At 41.8% G+C, this 19,281-nt stretch carries 18 protein-coding genes; all 18 read left to right on the forward strand.

What is annotated here, in order from left to right:
- Nucleotides 1-191 precede the first annotated feature (191 nt).
- The 18 genes from gpr (at nt 192) to ACOT8F_RS07135 (ending at nt 19,116) form a co-directional block, all read left to right on the forward strand.
- The gene (gene gpr / locus ACOT8F_RS07050; protein WP_421650849.1) at nt 192-1,316 is read left to right on the forward strand and encodes a GPR endopeptidase; all 1,125 of its coding nucleotides are present in this window, start codon (nt 192-194) and stop codon (nt 1,314-1,316) included.
- Nucleotides 1,317-1,386: 70 nt separating this feature from the next.
- Nucleotides 1,387-2,541: a stage II sporulation protein P gene (gene spoIIP, locus ACOT8F_RS07055; protein ID WP_421650850.1), complete on the forward strand. Its 1,155-nt coding sequence runs from the start codon at nt 1,387-1,389 to the stop codon at nt 2,539-2,541.
- A gap of 27 nt (nt 2,542-2,568) precedes the next feature.
- Nucleotides 2,569-2,931 (forward strand): YqxA family protein, encoded by a 363-nt coding sequence (locus ACOT8F_RS07060; RefSeq protein ID WP_421650851.1) that lies wholly within the window; start codon nt 2,569-2,571, stop codon nt 2,929-2,931.
- Nucleotides 2,932-3,389: 458 nt separating this feature from the next.
- Nucleotides 3,390-5,213 carry a translation elongation factor 4 gene (gene lepA / locus ACOT8F_RS07065; RefSeq protein WP_421650852.1) on the forward strand — a complete coding sequence of 608 codons (1,824 nt, stop codon included), beginning with the start codon at nt 3,390-3,392 and terminating at the stop codon, nt 5,211-5,213.
- A gap of 88 nt (nt 5,214-5,301) precedes the next feature.
- Nucleotides 5,302-6,453 carry a radical SAM family heme chaperone HemW gene (hemW, locus tag ACOT8F_RS07070; protein ID WP_421650853.1) on the forward strand — a complete coding sequence of 384 codons (1,152 nt, stop codon included), beginning with the start codon at nt 5,302-5,304 and terminating at the stop codon, nt 6,451-6,453.
- Nucleotides 6,454-6,576: 123 nt separating this feature from the next.
- On the forward strand, nt 6,577-7,605 hold the full coding sequence (hrcA, locus tag ACOT8F_RS07075; RefSeq protein ID WP_421650854.1) for a heat-inducible transcriptional repressor HrcA: 1,029 nt from the start codon (nt 6,577-6,579) through the stop codon (nt 7,603-7,605).
- Nucleotides 7,606-7,697: 92 nt separating this feature from the next.
- Nucleotides 7,698-8,282, forward strand: coding sequence for a nucleotide exchange factor GrpE (gene grpE, locus ACOT8F_RS07080; RefSeq protein ID WP_421650855.1), 585 nt, complete (start codon nt 7,698-7,700; stop codon nt 8,280-8,282).
- 27 nt (nt 8,283-8,309) lie between these two features.
- Nucleotides 8,310-10,154 carry a molecular chaperone DnaK gene (dnaK, locus tag ACOT8F_RS07085; RefSeq protein ID WP_421650856.1) on the forward strand — a complete coding sequence of 615 codons (1,845 nt, stop codon included), beginning with the start codon at nt 8,310-8,312 and terminating at the stop codon, nt 10,152-10,154.
- A gap of 354 nt (nt 10,155-10,508) precedes the next feature.
- Nucleotides 10,509-11,642: a molecular chaperone DnaJ gene (gene dnaJ, locus ACOT8F_RS07090; protein ID WP_421650857.1), complete on the forward strand. Its 1,134-nt coding sequence runs from the start codon at nt 10,509-10,511 to the stop codon at nt 11,640-11,642.
- 19 nt (nt 11,643-11,661) lie between these two features.
- The gene (gene prmA / locus ACOT8F_RS07095; RefSeq protein ID WP_421650859.1) at nt 11,662-12,600 is read left to right on the forward strand and encodes a 50S ribosomal protein L11 methyltransferase; all 939 of its coding nucleotides are present in this window, start codon (nt 11,662-11,664) and stop codon (nt 12,598-12,600) included.
- A 116-nt stretch (nt 12,601-12,716) separates the two neighbouring features.
- Entirely contained in the window at nt 12,717-13,472 is a 756-nt protein-coding gene (locus ACOT8F_RS07100) for a 16S rRNA (uracil(1498)-N(3))-methyltransferase (RefSeq protein WP_421650861.1), read from the forward strand.
- Between the two features lie 6 nt (nt 13,473-13,478).
- Nucleotides 13,479-14,834, forward strand: a complete 1,356-nt coding sequence (gene mtaB, locus ACOT8F_RS07105) for a tRNA (N(6)-L-threonylcarbamoyladenosine(37)-C(2))-methylthiotransferase MtaB (protein ID WP_421650862.1) — start codon at nt 13,479-13,481, stop codon at nt 14,832-14,834.
- 195 nt (nt 14,835-15,029) lie between these two features.
- On the forward strand, nt 15,030-15,701 hold the full coding sequence (gene deoC / locus ACOT8F_RS07110) for a deoxyribose-phosphate aldolase (RefSeq protein ID WP_421650863.1): 672 nt from the start codon (nt 15,030-15,032) through the stop codon (nt 15,699-15,701).
- 290 nt (nt 15,702-15,991) lie between these two features.
- Nucleotides 15,992-16,165, forward strand: a complete 174-nt coding sequence (gene rpsU, locus ACOT8F_RS07115; protein WP_003152957.1) for a 30S ribosomal protein S21 — start codon at nt 15,992-15,994, stop codon at nt 16,163-16,165.
- Between the two features lie 14 nt (nt 16,166-16,179).
- Nucleotides 16,180-16,626, forward strand: coding sequence for a GatB/YqeY domain-containing protein (locus ACOT8F_RS07120; RefSeq protein WP_421650865.1), 447 nt, complete (start codon nt 16,180-16,182; stop codon nt 16,624-16,626).
- A gap of 389 nt (nt 16,627-17,015) precedes the next feature.
- Nucleotides 17,016-17,630 carry an NfeD family protein gene (locus ACOT8F_RS07125; RefSeq protein WP_489672223.1) on the forward strand — a complete coding sequence of 205 codons (615 nt, stop codon included), beginning with the start codon at nt 17,016-17,018 and terminating at the stop codon, nt 17,628-17,630.
- Nucleotides 17,631-17,642: 12 nt separating this feature from the next.
- A complete protein-coding gene (gene floA / locus ACOT8F_RS07130) occupies nt 17,643-18,632 on the forward strand; it encodes a flotillin-like protein FloA (protein ID WP_421650868.1) in 990 nt (329 codons plus the stop codon).
- Nucleotides 18,633-18,684: 52 nt separating this feature from the next.
- Complete coding sequence (locus ACOT8F_RS07135; RefSeq protein ID WP_421650869.1) at nt 18,685-19,116, forward strand: hypothetical protein; 432 nt, start codon at nt 18,685-18,687, stop codon at nt 19,114-19,116.
- The last annotated feature ends 165 nt before the right edge of the window (nt 19,117-19,281 follow it).

The raw sequence follows: 19,281 nt of genomic DNA on the forward strand, positions 1-19,281 counted from the left end.
CCGTGAATCAACCTGAGGTCTATTTATCTCGATATTAATTAACACCAGAGAACAAGTGATATTTTATCAAACGGGAAACAGTAATGCAATAGGATTGTAAAGTAAATTTAGTTGAAAGCCTCATTAGGAATGTTTCTTCAGATCTCAGGCAAAAATAAAGACAATGAAACTTAAACATGGGAGGAATCTGAATGAAGCAGCAGCTAGATTTAAGCCAGTATACTGTTAGAACCGATCTCGCCATTGAGGCGCATGAAAGGGCTGTAGAACAGCAGCCTGCAACGGCTCAGCCTATACAAGAGGACTCTAATGTCCAAGGTGTTATTGTCAAGGAACGTAATGAAGAGGGCATAAAACTGACAACAGTTAAGATAAAAAAAGAAGGGGCTGAGCTGACAGGTAAAAAGGAAGGGACTTACCTGACCCTTGAAGTGCAGGGGATACGGAATGAGGACTCTGAGCTTCAGCAAAAAGTCATCGAAGTTTTCGCAAGAGAGTTTGCTGAATTTCTGAAAGGTTTAAATATTACAAGGGAAGCAAGCTGCCTTGTCGTTGGACTTGGAAATTGGAATGTTACACCCGATTCGCTTGGACCTCGGGTGATCGAAAATTTGATGGTTACAAGGCATCTGTTCAAACTGGAACCAGAAAGTGTACAAGAAGGCTACCGGCCAGTCAGTGCTCTATCTCCTGGAGTAATGGGGATTACAGGGATCGAAACCAGCGATATTATTATGGGCGTACTTCACAATACAAAGCCGGACTTTATAATAGCCATTGATGCGCTTGCCGCAAGATCTCTTGAACGGATTAACACAACGATTCAAATTTCAGACAGCGGAATTCACCCGGGGTCAGGGGTAGGGAATAAACGCAAAGAATTGAGCATGGATACACTAGGCATTCCTGTTATTGCAATAGGGATTCCAACAGTTGTTGATGCAGTCACAATTACAAGCGACACTATCGATTTTATACTGAAGCATTTTGGCAGAGAAATGAAAGAAGGCGATCGCCCTTACAAGTCCTTAGTGCCGGCTGGAATGAGCTTTGGAAAAAAAAAGGTGCTGACCGAGGAAGACCTTCCTGAAGAAGGTGAGCGCCAACAGTTTCTTGGGATCATTGGAACCCTTCCAGAAGAGGAAAAAAGAAAGCTGATTCATGAAGTGCTGTCACCGCTAGGCCATAATTTGATGGTAACTCCTAAAGAGGTTGATACGTTTATTGAAGACATGGCAAACGTTATTGCAAGCGGTCTGAACAGCTCCTTGCACCACCAGGTTACTCAGGGCAATTCCGGAACCTATACTCACTAGTAAAGGGTTCTACTTCCTCCTTACTTTTCATAGATTAGGGATAGACAAGCCTGATCGAAGGAGGAAGGATATGAAACGGAACCGCTCATTTGAAGGAATGGTTGTGACAATTAACGGGACAAGCCTTATCAAATCAGTTGGTATCGGAATTGCCGGGCTGCTGTTCGTTTTTATATTGTCGGGGATTCTCACCTCTATTAAACCTGAATACCGCCCATCATCACCCTCTATTTATACGATGGCAAACAGTATCACTGGTGATGTATTTATGCAAATGATGGGCACCGAAAATCATTATTTTGAGGACGTGCTTCCGCATGAGCGAAAGCAAACAAGCCTTTCATCAACTGTTTTTAAGCTTGCGACAAGTGTAAGCCTTGATGATCCACGAAGCCTTTTGGGCAGGGAACTCCCTGGATTTTCTCTTTACGACACAGAGATCATCGTTGCCGGTAAGGGCTCAAACTATACAAATGTACCGATAGAATCTGCACCTCCCTCTGAAGTCATGATGGATGCGAGAAAGGCCTCCATTGCAAGCATAGAAGAAATTCAGAAAAAAGATGCTGCAAAACAAGCACCGCCTGATGTAACAACAGGCGGCAGAAAGGTAGTCTTTCTTTATAACACCCATACAACGGAATCATATAAGCCGCTGTTAACATCAAAGAAAGCCGTCGATGTGACGCTATTTAACAAAATATTTCAGCAGGATCTAATGGCAAAAGGGATCGGAACAGAGGTCTCAAAGAGAAACGTTCAAGAGGAACTGCAAAAAAAACACTGGAAATATTCCAGATCCTATGATGCTTCACGCCCTGTTGTAGAAGAGGCTATGGCAGGAGATAAGGATCTTCAATATTTCATTGATATTCACCGTGATGATAAGACTTATTCGCTAACCTACAATAATCAGAAATACGCTAAAATTGCCTTTGTCATAGGCGGAAAAAATGCTGATAAAGACTATAACATTCAGCTGGCCAAGGATTTGCATAGTATATTTGAAAAAAAATATCCTGGGTTAAGCAGGGGAGTATTCCTGAAAAATCAAAAAGGATCAAACAGTCTTTATAATCAGGATTTATCTAAGAAAGCCCTTCTCATCGAGGTTGGCGGAACTGACAGCACCCTGCCGGAATTAGAGGCTACTGCCGAAGCGATGGCAGATGTGTTCAGCGATTACTACTGGAAAGCGGAAAAGGTAGATGGCCAGCCTCAATAAAACGGGAATGAAAAGGATTGATTTAAAATGGGGAAATTTGCTGCCAAATGCTTTTTTATCAGCCTCGTGTTATTTTTTGGCGTCCTCCTTGGCATGCAATCAGCTAACAATGGGCTCCAAAAAATGAAAGGCTACCAGGATCCTGCGCTAAAAGGTGCATTCGAACTGAAAGAAAATAGAAACAAAAAGCTTGAAGCCTCCATACTAGGAAATACGATAAACAGCCAGGACCTAGAAGGCAAGCAAAAAAAACTCGAACAAATTAAAACCTTTAACCCGCTTTCAGAAACAGGACGCAAATTAACAAGTGTTATCGAGACTTCCTTAAACAAAGCTGTAGATTCTATCTCTTCTATCATTAGCAAAATGATCGGAGGGCGGCATAAATAGAGTAAAGCCAGTCTTATGTGCATAGGGCTGGCTTTTTGATCGTTTAGGAATTGAATGAAAACTCTTTTTTTTAGGTGAAAGGTAAGAATTAGAGTGCTGGTAAAAGTTTGACTAGGGAAAGCTGCTTACTGTCCAAATACCAGGTTTTACTGGCCAAACTCGGATTCTAACAAGCGCAACCCCCTCTTACTGTCCAAACAGGGCTTTTAACCGTCCGAACAAGCCATTTTACTGTCCAAGCCCTGAATGAAAGCAGTGCAGCTAAAGCCGCTGATTCAAAGTATTTAGGTGATGAGCAACAAAGTTAGAAAAGAGCCTTTGTTTAATATTCGTCTAAAAGGACTTCCCTTCTAACAAAATAAAGGAACTTCACACCAACTTTTATTGAATCTTAAATTTTCAATTGATATAATCAAATTTAGTGCATTGGGTAGTTTGGTAGGAGTGATAGAACATTTATGAATAATGACAAAATGAAAAGACAATCCAAGATCCGCAATTTTTCCATCATTGCCCATATCGACCACGGAAAGTCGACATTGGCCGATCGTATCCTGGAAAAAACATCTGCAATTACACAGCGTGAAATGAAAGCTCAGCTGCTTGATTCGATGGACCTGGAAAGAGAACGCGGCATCACCATTAAGTTGAATGCTGTCCAATTAAAATATAAAGCAAAAGATGGAGAGGAATACATCTTCCATTTAATTGATACACCGGGACACGTTGATTTTACCTATGAAGTATCCCGAAGTCTTGCTGCTTGCGAGGGTGCCGTACTTGTTGTAGATGCAGCGCAAGGGATTGAAGCACAAACACTTGCAAATGTTTATCTCGCTCTTGATAACGACCTTGAGATTCTACCCGTTATTAACAAAATCGATCTTCCAAGCGCAGAGCCTGAAAGAGTCCGCCAGGAAATTGAAGATGTGATTGGTCTGGATGCTTCTGAAGCGGTGCTTGCTTCTGCAAAAGCCGGTATCGGCATAGAGGACATTTTGGAACAGGTTGTAGAAAAGGTTCCTGCCCCAGCAGGGGATCCGGATGCTCCATTAAAGGCCCTCATTTTTGATTCTCTTTATGATGCTTACCGGGGAGTAGTTGCTTATATCAGGGTCGTGGAAGGCTCTGTGAAAGTTGGCCAAAAGATAAAGATGATGGCAACAGGCAAGGAATTCGAAGTATCAGAGGTTGGCGTATTTACACCTAAACCGCTGCTGCTCGATGAATTAAATGTGGGGGATGTAGGCTTTCTTACGGCGTCCATTAAAAATGTCGGGGATACAAGAGTCGGTGATACGATTACAAATGCCAAAAATGGCGCCGTTGAACCGCTTCCAGGCTACCGAAAATTGAACCCGATGGTTTACTGCGGTCTTTATCCGATTGATACGGCTAAATACAATGACCTGCGTGAAGCGCTGGAAAGACTTGAACTGAATGACTCTGCTCTTCAGTATGAGCCTGAAACGTCACAGGCACTTGGGTTTGGCTTCCGCTGCGGGTTCCTTGGACTTCTTCATATGGAGATTATCCAAGAACGGATTGAACGTGAATTTAACATTGATCTGATCACAACAGCTCCAAGTGTTATCTATCATGTTTATCAAACAGATGGGGCAGAAATTCGTGTCGATAACCCGTCAAATATGCCGGATCCTCAAAAGATTGACCGGATTGAAGAGCCATATGTAAAAGCAACAGTGATGGTTCCAAACGATTATGTAGGATCTGTAATGGAGCTTTGCCAGCTGAAACGGGGAATTTTCGTTGATATGCAGTATCTTGATGAAATCAGGGTCAGCATCATATATGAAATTCCGCTTTCCGAAATTGTCTACGATTTCTTTGATCAGCTAAAATCAAGCACAAAAGGCTACGCGTCATTTGATTACGAATTGATTGGCTATAAACCATCAAAATTATCTAAAATGGACATTCTGCTGAATGGCGAACAGATTGATGCCCTATCATTTATCGTTCATAAGGACAGTGCATACGATCGAGGGAAAGTCATTGTTGAAAAACTGAAAGAACTTATCCCGCGCCAGCAGTTTGAAGTGCCGATCCAGGCTGCTGTGGGCCAAAAAATCGTTGCCCGATCGACCATTAAAGCAATGCGGAAAAACGTTTTGGCAAAATGCTACGGTGGAGATATTTCACGTAAACGCAAACTTCTTGAAAAACAAAAAGAAGGTAAAAAGCGCATGAAAATGGTCGGTTCCGTAGAAGTTCCACAGGAAGCCTTTATGGCAGTCCTTAAAATGGATGAAAACAAATAAACCAAGTATAATAAAGAAAAAGAGAGATGCCGCAGACCACTGCGGCATCTTGTCTGTTTTTATGATACTTTAGCCGGGAGAGTGAAGAATGGTACAAGCAGCATACATTCACATTCCATTTTGTGAGCATATTTGCCATTACTGTGATTTTAATAAAATTTTTATAAAGAATCAGCCTGTTGAAGGCTATTTGAGATCACTTCAAAAAGAGCTGGAAATAAGTGCTGAGAAGCATGGTACAAGTGAACTGAAAACCATTTTTATAGGAGGCGGGACGCCGACAGCACTAAATGAAAAGCAGCTTGAATTTTTACTGGAAGCCATTCGGGCTGAACTGAATCCGGATTATAAAGCGGTTGAATTCTCTATGGAAGCGAATCCCGGAGACTTGTCTTACGAGAAGCTGAAGATACTGAAGGAGGGCGGAATCAACCGCCTTAGCATTGGTGTTCAAAGCTTTCAAGATGAATTACTGAAAGAGATTGGGCGTGTTCATAGAAAAGAAGATGTTTTTCGTACGGTGAATGATGCACGAAGAGCCGGGTTTGAAAACATCAGCCTTGACTTAATGTTTGGGCTTCCCGGCCAAACTGCAGCTGATTTCAAAGAAACACTTGAGCTTGCCTTTACTTTAGATGCTGAGCATTATTCAGCCTACTCGCTTATTGTTGAGCCGAAAACGGTTTTTTACAATTTGATGCAAAAGGGAAAATTATCGCTTCCCCCACAGGAAGAGGAAGCTATTATGTATGAAATGCTAATGGCTGAAATGGAGAAAAAAGGATTTCATCAATATGAAATCTCAAACTTCTCCCTGCCCGGAATGGAAAGCTTGCATAATCTTACGTATTGGAACAATGATTCTTATTTTGGTTTTGGTGCGGGGGCGCACGGATATGTTAAGGGAATCAGAACGGTTAATGCGGGTGTCTTAAGCAAATATATGAAAATGATAGAAGAAAGCGAGTTCCCCTATATTGCAGAAAATAAAGTCACACTGCAGGAACAAATGGAAGAAGAGATGTTTCTTGGACTTAGGAAAACAGCAGGTGTAAGCAAAAGCCTCTTCTCTGAAAAGTATGGAATAGAGGTTAATGCAATCTTTGCAGCTGCGATCCTCGAGCAAAAGGAGAAAGGTCTTCTGGAGGAAGATGAAGACCATATCAGGCTGACTCATCAGGGCAAGCTCCTGGGGAATGAGGTTTTTCAGGCATTTATCGGATTACCGTTAGGCCGTTAGCTTGAATCTCATCTTGCATTTTAGAAAATGGGATAAATCAATTGACTTTTAGAAATGCTTTTGTTAATTTGTTATTAGAATTAGCACTCGTTCTTCTTGAGTGCTAACAGAGGTGATGAATAGTTGCTTACGGAACGCCAATTGTTGATTCTGCAAGTAATTGTTGATGATTTTATACGTTCAGCCCAGCCTGTGGGCTCAAGGACGCTTTCGAAAAAAGAGTCCATAACCTTCAGTTCCGCTACCATTCGAAATGAAATGGCGGATTTGGAAGAACTCGGTTTTATTGAAAAAACCCATAGTTCTTCAGGCAGGGTCCCATCTGAAATGGGATACAGATACTACGTGGATCACTTATTGTCTCCGCAGAGACTGACCAAGATGGAAATCGGCCAGATTAAGTCTATTTTTGCCGAAAGAATTTTTGAACTTGAAAAAACAGTTCAAAAATCTGCGCAAATCTTATCAGATCTGACCAATTATACATCCATCGTGCTTGGACCTAAAGTAAATGAAAACAGGCTTAAAAGCCTCCAGATTATTCCGATCAATGAGAACATGGCAGTCGCGATCATTGTCACAAATACGGGACATGTAGAGAACAAAACCATTACTTTTCCAGGTACCATAGAACCCGGGGACATTGAAAAAGTGGTCAATATTTTGAACGAAAGACTAACGGGCATACCGCTAGCTGAGCTCAGGGACAGACTGTATAAAGAGGTTGTGAATCTCCTTAAAGTTCATATTGAAAATTACGATTCGTTTTTAAAAGCGCTGGATAATACGTTCTTTTCTGATACAGGAGAGAAAATTTATTTTGGCGGCAAAACGAATATGCTGAACCAGCCTGAATTTAATGATCTCTCAAGAGTAAAATCTCTTTTAACAATGATTGAGGATGGACAGGCATTTTATGATCTTCTTAAAGTGAAAGAGAACGGAATATCGATTTCCATCGGACATGAGAATCAGGTTTCAGCTATGGATAATTGCAGCCTGATCACAGCCGCCTATTCTGTAGGAACCCGTCAAATTGGAACAATTGCCATTCTTGGACCAACAAGAATGGAATATTCCAGAGTCATCAGCCTGCTTGAACATGTTGCAAAGGATTTGTCAAAAGCCATTACTAATTTGTATCATGTATAATTGGATTGGTGATATTGATAAAGGGTGGGTGGAACATACCCATCCCTTTTCCATGCAAATGCCGATTCAGGCATTTAAGGGAGGTGAAAGAAATGACAGAAGAAAATAAAGATCGCAGCTTAGAGAATGAAGAAACGCTTTCTGAAGAAAATACAGCTGCCATTGAAGAAGGCGCATCTGAAGTCCTTTCTTCCGAGGAGGCAAATAATGATGAGCTTTCTGCTGCTAAAGCGGAAGCTGCTGCTCTTGAGCAAAAACTGGAAGAAGCAGAAAATCGTTATCTTCGCCTGCAGGCAGATTATGAAAACTTTAAACGCCGTTCAAGGATGGATCTTGAAGCGATGCAGAAATACCGCGCTCAAGGGTTAATTACAGAATTGCTTCCTGCACTGGATAACTTCGAAAGAGCGCTGCAGACAGAAGCAGCAGATGAGCAGGTTAAATCTCTTCTGCAAGGCATGGGGATGGTACAAAGACAACTTGTTCAAGCGCTGAAAAGCGAAGGTGCAGAGGAGATCGAAGCTTTAGGAAATTCATTTGATCCTCATTTGCACCAGGCAGTTATGCAGGTCGAGGATAGCGAGGCTGAACCGAATACAGTGGTTGAGGTTTTCCAAAAAGGGTATAAACTCAAAGACCGTGTTATTCGTCCGGCAATGGTAAAAGTAAGTCAATAAATACATAAGTTATTAGGAGGTTCTGCAATGAGTAAAATTATTGGTATCGATTTAGGTACAACAAACTCTTGTGTTGCTGTACTCGAAGGCGGAGAGCCTAAAGTCATTCCGAATCCGGAAGGTAACAGAACAACGCCTTCAGTTGTATCTTTTAAAAACGGCGAACGCCAGGTTGGTGAAGTTGCAAAACGCCAATCCATTACGAATCCGAATACAATTATTTCCATTAAGCGTCATATGGGTACAGACTATAAAGTAGAAGCTGAAGGCAAAAACTTCACGCCACAGGAAATCTCTGCGATCATTCTTCAGCACCTTAAAGCATATGCTGAAGATTATTTAGGCGAGCCAGTAACAAAAGCGGTTATTACAGTTCCTGCATATTTCAATGATGCTGAGCGCCAGGCGACAAAAGATGCCGGCCGCATTGCGGGACTTGAAGTAGAACGTATTATTAATGAACCGACTGCTGCAGCTCTAGCATACGGTCTTGAAAAGCAGGATGAAGACCAAACAATCCTAGTTTACGACCTTGGGGGCGGAACATTTGACGTTTCCATTCTTGAGCTTGGAGACGGAGTATTCGAAGTACGTTCAACTGCCGGTGACAACCGTCTAGGCGGAGACGACTTTGACCAAGTGATCATAAACTACCTTGCAGCTGAATTCAAAAGAGACAATGGAATCGATCTTTCCAAAGATAAAATGGCTTTGCAGCGATTAAAAGATGCTGCTGAAAAAGCGAAAAAAGATCTTTCCGGTGTATCTTCAACTCAAATTTCATTGCCGTTCATCACAGCAGGAGAAGCTGGACCGCTTCATCTTGAAGTAACCCTTTCAAGAGCGAAATTTGACGAGCTTTCTTCTTCTCTTGTTGAAAGAACTATGGGACCTGTCCGTCAGGCGTTGAAAGATGCTGGCCTAAGCAAAAATGAAATCGACAAAGTTATTCTTGTCGGCGGTTCTACTCGTATTCCTGCTGTTCAGGAAGCCATTAAGAGCGAGCTTGGCAAAGAACCTCACAGAGGAGTTAACCCTGATGAAGTTGTAGCTCTTGGAGCAGCCATTCAGGGCGGTGTAATCACAGGAGATGTTAAAGATGTAGTCCTTCTTGATGTAACACCACTTTCTCTTGGTATTGAAACAATGGGCGGAGTATTTACAAAGCTGATTGACCGCAATACAACTATTCCAACCAGCAAATCGCAAGTGTTCTCAACTGCAGCTGACAGCCAGACAGCAGTAGATATCCATGTTCTTCAAGGGGAACGCCCGATGTCTGCGGATAACAAAACACTTGGAAGATTCCAGCTTACGGATATTCCTCCTGCACCTCGCGGAGTACCTCAAATTGAAGTATCTTTTGATATTGATAAAAATGGTATTGTTAACGTTCGTGCGAAGGATCTTGGAACGAACAAAGAACAAACCATTACAATCAAATCTTCAACAGGATTGTCTGATGATGAGATCGACCGCATGGTAAAAGAAGCGGAAGAGAATGCTGATGCAGATAAAGCACGCAAGGAAGAAGTGGAACTGCGCAATGAAGCAGATCAGCTTGTGTTCCAAACAGAAAAAACGCTGAAAGACCTTGAAGGCAAAGTGGATCAAGCTGAAGTTACAAAAGCCAATGAAGCCAAAGATGCTTTGAAAGCAGCAATTGAAAAGAATGAATTAGCAGAAATCCGTGCAAAAAAAGACGAGCTTCAAAATATCGTTCAAGAGCTTTCTGTAAAGCTTTATGAACAAGCATCGAAGCAGGCTGGTACCCAAGGCGGAGCTGAAGGTGCAGCTGAAGGCAAAAAAGCAGACGACAATGTTGTTGATGCTGATTACGAAGAAGTGGATGACGACAAAGACAAAAAATAATTCTTGCAGCACCCTTTGAATAAAGTCAAAGTCAGGCTTGTCTTGGCTTTGGCTTTTTTTCAGATTGGCTATGGTAATGAATGGTGCTGATTTTAAGCACTTGTTGATTGGAGCAGAAGGCGGGAGACTCCTGCAGGAGTGCGAGTGAAGTAAGACCCCACAAGAGCCTTGCTGTAAGGAGGCTTCCGAACCGCCCGCGGAAAGCGTACGTCTTCTAGCTGCAATCAACAGACAAATTTACAGAGCTATAAGGTTTAAGCTGCTGCTTTCTATTTTGAGAAGAGAAAGAGGTTGATTTTGAAATAGCGGCAATGATACAATTTAGGTTATGTGAGAATTCGGGAGTGAGAAGCTATGAGCAAGCGTGATTACTATGATGTCCTTGGTGTCAGTAAGAGCGCATCCAAGGATGAAATTAAGAAAGCCTATCGTAATCTTTCTAAAAAATACCATCCAGATATCAATAAATCAGACGATGCGGCCGATAAATTTAAAGAAGTGAAAGACGCTTATGAAGTACTGAATGATGACCAAAAGCGTGCCCATTACGATCAATTCGGCCATACAGATCCGAATCAGGGCTTTGGCGGTTTCGGAGGCCAGGGAGCAGATTTTGGCGGTTTTGGCGGATTTGAAGACATTTTCAGTTCCATTTTTGGCGGTGGCGGTGCCCGCAGAAGAGATCCAAATGCACCGCGCCAGGGAGCAGATTTGCAATATACAATGACTCTTTCTTTTGAAGAAGCAGCATTTGGCAAGGAAACAACAATTGATATTCCTAGAGATGAAGAATGCGAAACATGTCATGGATCCGGAGCAAAACCGGGCACAAAACCTGAAACCTGTACCCATTGCGGAGGATCAGGCCAGCTGAATATGGAACAAAATACACCGTTTGGACGAATTGTCAATCGCAGAGTCTGCCATTACTGTAATGGAACCGGCAAGATGATTAAGCACAAATGTGCTACTTGCGGCGGCGATGGAACGGTTAAAAAACGCAGAAGCATCAAAGTTAACATTCCTGCAGGTGTGGATGACGGCCAGCAGCTAAGAGTTTCAGGCCAAGGTGAACCTGGTATAAACGGAGGTCCTCAAGGCGATCTTTATGTGGTATTCCATGTGCGTCAGCATGAATTCTTTGAGCGGGATGGAGACGACATTTATTGTGAAATGCCATTAACCTTCTCACAGGCGTCCTTAGGAGACGAAATTGAGGTTCCAACTCTTCACGGCAAGGTAAAACTCAAAGTTCCTGCAGGTACGCAGGCAGGAACCAAATTCAGGTTAAAAGGAAAAGGCGTTCCAAATGTTCGCGGATATGGCCAGGGAGATCAGCATATCGTTGTCCGCATTGTAACCCCGACCAATCTGACCGAGAAACAGAAGGAGCTTATGAGAGAGTTTGCTGAAATCAGCGGCAACCTTCCTGATGAGCATGAAGAGAGTTTCTTCGATAAAATGAAACGTGCCTTTAAGGGAGACTAATGATTGGAGTTGGCAGTCGATGAAATGGTCGGAAATCAGCATTCATACCACTCAAGAAGCGGTTGAACCAATTTCCAATATAGTGCACGAAGCAGGAGCAAGCGGTGTCGTCATTGAGGATCCATTCGATTTATTTAAAGAACGGGAAAGCGTTTATGGCGAAATATACCAGCTGAATCCGGATGACTATCCAGATGAAGGGGTTATCGTTAAAGCTTATTTGCCTGTAAACAGCTTTCTTGGAGAAACAGTTGAAGAAATTAAAGAGTCCATCAACACTCTTGTCAAGTATGATATTGATCTTGGCAAGAACAAAGTTTCCATCAGCGAAGTAAACGAAGAAGAATGGGCAACAGCCTGGAAAAAATATTACCATCCTGTTAAAATTTCCGATAAATTTACCATTGTTCCAACGTGGGAAACATATGAACCTGTCCATTCAGACGAATTGATTATTGAACTGGATCCTGGAATGGCTTTTGGTACAGGAACTCATCCAACAACAGTCCTTTGTATTCAGGCGCTTGAAAGGTCTGTAAAAGAAAACGATGCGGTAGTAGACGTAGGAACAGGCTCTGGAGTTTTGAGCATCGCAGCAGCAATGCTTGGCGCAAAGTCTGTTTCTGCACTTGATTTGGATCCGGTTGCTGTAAACAGCGCCAGAATTAATACGAAACTGAATAAAGTCCATGATCGAGTTCAGGTTTCTGAGAATAATCTTTTAAATGAGATTAATGGCCCGGCTGATGTGGTCGTTGCTAATATATTGGCAGAAATTATTCTTAAATTTTCGGATGATGCATACAGGATCTTAAAGGAAGATGGTCTTTTTATTACTTCAGGCATCATTATGAATAAAAAGAATGAAGTTAAAGAAGGGCTTCTGAATGCGGGCTTTGTCATTCTCGAAACAATGGTTATGGAAGACTGGGTTGCATTCATAGCAAAAAAGGCGTAATCAAGTATATATGACGAGAGAAGCAGCAATTCTGAAACTATCGGTCTTAGTATACCGGTAGTTTTAGTTTTGTACTGATATGCGTTATACTTATCCAGCTTAAAGAAGGTGAGAATGTGCAGCGGTATTTTATTCATGAAAAGAGCGGCAATCTAAAAGATATTGTTTTGATTACAGGTGAAGATGTCCATCATATTACTAGAGTCATGCGTCTAAAAGAAGGCGGAAAAATCATCTGTATTTCTGCAGATGGCTGCGAAGCTGAATGTGTGATCGAAGAGCTATCAGATGATTCTATAAGGTGCCTTCCGCTAAAATGGGTCATGATTAATCGAGAATTGCCTGTAAAAGTGACGATCGCGAGCGGGCTGCCTAAAGGGGATAAGCTGGAATGGATTATCCAAAAAGGGACCGAGCTCGGAGCTTTTGAGTTTATCCCTTTTAATGCTGCCCGTTCTATTGTTAAAATGGAACCTATCAAGGCGAAGAAAAAAGTGGATCGCTGGCAGAAAATTGCAAAAGAAGCGGCAGAGCAGTCTTATCGGAATGACATTCCATCCATCCATGAGCCTCTGAGTTTTAAAGAGTTAATCAACCAATCAGATAACTATGATGTTAAAATACTTGCTTATGAAGAATCAGCAAAAGCGGGAGAAAAGCAAAATTTCGCCAAAGCCCTTGAAGGGATGCAAGAGGGAGGAAAGCTTCTTATTGTAACAGGTCCAGAGGGTGGACTTACCTCCAATGAAGCATCCTTGTTAATGGAAAAAGGTTTTATTCCGTCAAGCTTTGGCCCAAGAATACTGCGGACCGAAACAGCTCCGCTGTACGCCCTTTCTGCTGTTTCATTTTATTATGAATTATTGAGGTGATCAATTATGCCATCCGTTGCTTTTCATACATTAGGGTGTAAAGTTAACCATTACGAAACGGAAGCCATTTGGCAATTATTTAAAGATGCCGGTTACGAGCGGACAGAATTTGAAGGAACTTCTGACGTTTATGTCATCAATACTTGTACAGTAACGAATACCGGCGATAAAAAAAGCCGTCAGGTCATTCGGAGAGCAATCCGGAAAAACCCTGACAGTGTTATTTGTGTAACGGGCTGTTATGCTCAGACGTCTCCTGCAGAAATAATGGCCATCCCTGGAGTGGATATAGTCGTTGGTACGCAGGATCGTGTGAAAATGCTTGATTACATTCACCAGTTTCACGAAGAAAGGCAGCCGATTAATGGCGTAAGCAATATTATGAAAGCAAAAGTATATGAGGAGCTTGATGTTCCTGCTTTTACTGACAGAACAAGAGCTTCGCTGAAAATACAAGAAGGCTGCAATAATTTCTGCACGTTTTGTATTATTCCATGGGCTCGCGGACTGATGCGGTCCCGGAACCCTGAAGAAGTCATTCATCAGGCGCAGCAGCTTGTAGATGCCGGCTATAAGGAAATTGTCCTTACCGGAATCCATACTGGCGGATATGGCGAAGACATGAAGGATTATAATTTTGCTATGCTGTTAAGAGCGCTGGACGAGAAGGTTGCCGGACTGAAAAGAATTCGCATTTCCTCTATTGAAGCAAGCCAAATTACAGATGAGGTTATTGAAGTGCTGGACAAGTCCGACAAAATTGTCCGCCACCTTCATATTCCGATTCAATCCGCTTCAAATTCTGTTCTTAAAAGAATGCGCAGAAAATATACGATGGAATTTTTCGCGGAGCGTTTGGAAAAGCTTAAAAAAGCATTGCCAGGCCTTGCTGTAACTTCTGATGTTATTGTTGGATTTCCAGGAGAAACAGAAGAAGAGTTCATGGAGACGTATGACTTTATTAAAAAGCACCAATTTTCTGAGCTTCACGTCTTCCCTTATTCCAAACGGACTGGGACGCCAGCAGCAAGAATGGAAGACCAAGTTGATGAGGAAGTAAAAAATGAGCGGGTTCATCGTTTGATCAATCTGTCTGATCAGCTGGCTAAAGAATATGCCTCAGGTTATGAAGACGAAATCCTGGAAGTTATTCCTGAGGAACGGTACAAAGAAGATCCTGAAAGCGGACTTTACATGGGTTACACAGATAACTATTTAAAAGTGGTTTTCCCTGCAGCAGAAGAAATGGTTGGGAAAATTGTTAAAGTGAAAATTACAAAAGCAGGTTATCCTTATAGCGAGGGACAATTTGTCCGAGTACTTGAAGATGAACCAGCAGAAAAAATTCGTATGTCATCTTGATAAAAGAAAATAAATTTCAGAAAACCCGATAGTGATATCGGGTTTTCCATTTGTTCACAATCAACAAGAATAAGGATGGACAAAAAAGACAAATGCTACAAGAAAAAGTGAACTTGCCGCTCGTCAACCAAATACGATCATGGTAAGATGTAAGAGGTCTAACAACTAACGGAAACCTGAAAGGAGCACTTTAAAATGTCAGAGAAAATCGCAAAAATGATTGACCATACAGCACTAAAAGCCGAAACAACAAGAGAGCAGGTTGAAAAACTTTGCGAGGAAGCAAAGCAGCATCATTTTGCTTCCGTTTGCATCAATCCAACATGGGTAGAAACAGCTGCTAAGCTGCTTGACGGATCAGATGTGAAGGTTTGTACCGTAATTGGATTTCCTCTTGGGGCAAACACACCTGAAACAAAAGCATTTGAAACAAAGGATGCGATCGAAAAAGGCGCTGCTGAAGTGGATATGGTTATAAACATTGGTGCGCTTAAAGGTAAAGACTATGATTTAGTTGAGCGCGATATCAAGAGCGTTGTAGAAGCGGCTAAAGGAAAAGCGCTTACGAAAGTGATCATTGAAACATCCCTTTTAACAGATGATGAAAAAGTAAAAGTAAGTGAGCTGGCTGTAAAAGCTGGAGCAGATTTCGTCAAAACCTCTACAGGCTTCTCTACAGGAGGCGCTACTGTTCAAGATATCCGCTTAATGAGAAAAACAGTCGGCCCTGATATTGGAGTAAAAGCTTCTGGGGGAGTCCGCGACCGCAAAGGCGCAGAAGAAATGATTGAAGCTGGCGCTACACGCATCGGAGCAAGCGCTGGAGTTTCCATTATTGCTGGCGAAACGTCAGATTCAGACTATTAATACTGATTTTTACTCATTCCTTGCTTAAATTTGCACTATTTATAAACGTGTGAATTTCGTTTTGGGGGAAACAGGAATTTCGGAGGAAGTGACAAAAGGCTCTTTTATTTCGAAAAACCTCGTTTTAAAACGCAGGCTTACCCATCATTTTGGAGAGAAAGGACTGCTTTTTAGGCAGTTTATGTTGACCTGTATGACCTCATATATTATAATTGCAAGGTACATGTTTCAATAACATGTTCATACTTTGAAACATTGTCGATTGGTGTATTCGGAGGGAGGGAAATAGAATGTCAAAAACTGTTGTTCGTAAGAACGAATCGCTTGAAGATGCTCTTCGACGCTTCAAACGTTCAGTATCTAAGACAGGTACTTTGCAAGAAGCTAGAAAGCGCGAATTCTACGAGAAGCCTAGCGTAAAGCGCAAGAAGAAATCTGAGGCGGCTAGAAAACGCAAATTCTAAAAGAGGGTGTATTCATGAGTCTTCTTGAACGTTTAAATCAAGATATGAAGCAAGCGATGAAGAATAAAGACAAAGAAAAACTCTCAGTAATCCGTATGGTAAAAGCTTCGCTTCAAAATGAAGCAATCAAGCAAAATAAGAACGAGCTTTCAGAAGAAGAGGAATTAACAGTCCTCTCTCGTGAGTTAAAACAACGTAAGGACTCCCTCCAGGAATTCGAAAACGCTGATCGTTCTGATCTCGTAGATAAAGTACAAGCTGAAATCGTAATTGTTAATGAATACATGCCTGAACAGCTTTCTGAGGAAGAAGTTCTGGATATTGTGAAAGAGACAATTTCTGAAACAGGTGCTACTTCCAAAGCGGAGATGGGCAAAGTCATGGCTGCCATCATGCCTAAAGTAAAAGGCAAAGCTGACGGATCTATGATCAATAAGCTGGTTTTACAGCAGCTTTCATAAAAACAAAAAAACACCTTGCGAAAGCAAGGTGTTTTTATTATGGGAAAAAAGGAATACAATAAAAGTGGAACCTTTTGCCAGTTGCAGACGTAGAGAAGAAGAAAGCATTGGGAGGTGAATTTTTGACGAGAAGGTTGAGGGGCTTTCACCTTGCAGGAATAGTTGTTCTCATTTTGGCCGGCATAGCAGGCTTTTCTGGAATATCGGGAGAAAAAACAGAAAAAGCTGTCCATTTAGTGACTGCTAAAGGAACTTCAGGGAATGCTGTGCTGCAAGAAGAGCATGAAAAGAGTCTGCCTGTAATTCTATTAGCTTCTTCAAAGGCGAAGCAGAAAAGTGCTGATTTGAGTCCTGCACAAAAGGCAGCGAGAATATTGACGAATCCTTATGTGATCACTCTTTTGCTCACAGTAGGGATTGTAGGCCTTTTAATTGAGGCTTTCACGCCGGGTTTCGGCATTCCGGGATTTATCGGGATAACATGTTTGTTTTTATTCTTTTTTAGTCATATTGCGGCCGGTTTTACAGGCTATGAATCAGTTCTGTTGTTTTTGGCGGGGCTCCTTTTAATTGTAGTGGAATTTTTTGTTCCAGGAGGTATCATCGGCTTACTTGGATTAGGAGCTGTATTATATAGTTTTTTCCTAGCTGCGAATAATCTTTTTCACTTGGCTGTTTCGCTTGGTGTAGCTATAGCCGCTGCTCTCTTTACTTATTTTTTGTTCACAAGGGTGTTGGGAAGAAGAATGAATCTTTTTAAGAAATTTATCCTCAATGACACAACAGACAGCAAAAAGGGATATGTCTCAAATAAAACAAGGAGTGATTTAATCGGGCAAACAGGTGTTGCCATGACAACTCTCCGTCCCGCAGGCACAGCTGTTTTTGGAGAGGAGCGAATTGATGTTGTAACAGAGGGAAGCTTTATAGCAAAAGACAAAAAAGTCAAAGTCATCAAAGCAGAAGGTTCCCGAGTGGTCGTACGAGAAATTGAAACGAACTAGGAGGAATAGCAGATGGATCCGAATTCCATTATGATGATTGTCATTATCATTGCCATATTAATTTTGCTTGGGATCTTTTTTACCTTTGTCCCTGTTATGCTCTGGATATCTGCCTTGGCAGCAGGTGTTCATGTCAGCATCTTCACGCTGATCGGGATGAGACTTAGAAGGGTCATTCCAAACCGTGTCATTAATCCGCTTATTAAAGCCCATAAAGCTGGAATAGGTGTGACGACCAATCAGCTGGAAAGCCATTACCTCGCTGGAGGAAATGTAGACCGTGTGGTGAATGCTCTTATTGCAGCAGAACGGGCCAATATTGAGCTTAGCTTTGAAAGATGTGCAGCTATAGATCTTGCAGGCAGAAACGTACTGGAAGCTGTCCAAATGAGTGTTAACCCGAAAGTAATCGAAACCCCTTACATTGCTGGTGTGGCTATGAATGGGATCGAGGTAAAAGCCAAGGCTAGAATAACCGTACGCGCCAATATCGATCGCCTTGTAGGTGGAGCAGGCGAAGAAACCATCATTGCACGTGTAGGTGAAGGAATTGTTTCCACAATCGGGTCCTCAGATAACCACAAAAAAGTCCTGGAAAATCCGGATTTAATCTCCCAGACCGTTTTGAGCAAAGGGCTCGATTCGGGTACAGCATTTGAAATACTCTCCATTGATATCATGGATGTTGATATAGGCAAGAATATCGGCGCCATTCTTCAAACAGATCAGGCAGAAGCAGATAAAAACATTGCACAGGCAAAAGCGGAAGAACGGCGTGCAATGGCTGTAGCTCAGGAACAGGAAATGAAGGCAAGAGTAGAAGAAATGAGAGCGAAAGTAGTAGAGGCAGAATCAGAGGTCCCTCTTGCCATGGCAGAAGCTCTAAAACAGGGGAATCTTGGGGTAATGGATTATGTGAATTACCAAAACATTAATGCAGATACTGAAATGAGAGATTCCATTGGTAAGATGTCCAAGGGAAATAAGGACGACAGGAAATAGCATTATAGCAATCGAAGTCTAGATCCTTTAATTCCTGGAAAGAGAGGATGACATGGACCAGCTATTTAAATTCTTAGTAAACATCTCTCATCTTCCGTTTATTGCGGCAATAGTGATCGGCTTGGCCGCGTCCATCTATAATAAGTGGAATAAAGCTGCTTTGAAAAGCATGGATGAAGAGAAAGAAGTCATTCAAACGCTGCGACAAGATCCTGAATTAGCAGAGGAATTGACTGAAAAGAGGGTTTCTATGCAGGAAATCTACGAGGAAAGAAGAAAAGCACTGAATTCAAATTCCGGTTTCAACAAGGAATTCCGAAGTTCTCCCTATGACCGCACAGCAATTGCTTCAAGATATCAGCAAAGGGAGACAGAAGAACTTTCCTTTTCAAAAAAAGAAGCAGTAAAGGGTGTTATTTGGGCTGAAATTCTTGGGCCTCCCCAGTCAAGAAAAAAAGCATCTGTTTACAGAAGAAAAAAATAAGATAGCTGCAAATAGAAAATCCGCTAATTGAAAAAGCAGTGTTAGAACCCTCTTTTAACTCATAAATATGAACTTTATTATAGGGGGTTGTTCAATAATTTATAACGAGTCGAATTTTTCATGGTGTGTGGATGAAGCAACTATAAGTCTATTCCGCTGATAAAC

The organism is Chryseobacillus diguaensis, from assembly GCF_049220665.1.
GTDB lineage: Bacteria > Bacillota > Bacilli > Bacillales > Bacillaceae > Metabacillus_B.